At 51.9% G+C, this 970-nt stretch carries 1 pseudogene; it reads left to right on the top strand.

The window, feature by feature from the left end:
* Positions 1 to 970: pseudogene (locus tag ACLBVC_RS24730) on the top strand (IS3 family transposase); the annotation flags it as partial.

Here is a 970-nt window from a genome sequence, read left to right on the forward strand (position 1 = left end):
ACCGTCATGAAATGGTTGCGAAAATACGGTCAACTTGACTGGTACCCTCCTTCTCCTGCAAGAACGTGCGGAGCCAACATGCCAAAATTACCTCTTACTCCCGAGCAGAGAATTAAAGAACTCGAACAGCAACTTGCTGAATCTGAAGTTAAAGCGCAGTTTTTCGAAGCCGTCGTGAAGGTCATGAACACGGAGTTCGGAGCCACGCTAACAAAAAAGCAGCTGGCCACCTTATCGCGCAAGCACAAACGCCGGGACTCACAGTAACGCGTGCTTGCCAGTTCATAGGGATTAGCCGACAGGCGTGGTATCAGTCTTTACAACGTGAGCGCGGAAGAGAAAGACAGGCGCGACAAGTCGTTGAACACATCATGGACATTCGGCGGCACCAGCCCCGGTTGGGCACACGCAAATTGCATTACTTGTTGCGGCAGCAGCCAGAACCGGCGTTACACGTTGGTCGGGATCGTCTGTTCCAGATACTGCGTTGCTCGCGGTTACTGGTCATGCCAAAACGGGCGTATCACAAAACGACGAATAGCCATCATCGCTTTTATCGTCACCCTAACTTGTTGAAGTCAGGAGAAAAGCAGGTTATTGCCTGCCGTCCGGAGCAAGTATGGGTCGCGGATATTACGTACCTTCCCCTACGTAACGGGACGGCGTACATCAGCCTGGTCACCGACGCCTGGTCGAGGAAAATCGTGGGGTATCATGTACATGAAAGTCTGCATACCCATCATGTGGCGAATGCGCTGAAAATGGCGCTGGCGAGCAGACACAGCACATGTCCGCTGGTGCATCACTCGGATCGTGGTATCCAGTACTGTTCAAAGGAATATCAGGCGCTACATGAGCGACATGGCGTGATCTGCTCAATGACGGACGGATATGACTGTTATCAGAACGCGCTGGCGGAGCGGGTAAATGGGATATTGAAAATGGAATATCTGCTTGTTAAACCGGCAGA

Source organism: Rahnella selenatireducens, from assembly GCF_046449555.1.
GTDB classification, from domain to species: domain Bacteria; phylum Pseudomonadota; class Gammaproteobacteria; order Enterobacterales; family Enterobacteriaceae; genus Rahnella; species Rahnella selenatireducens.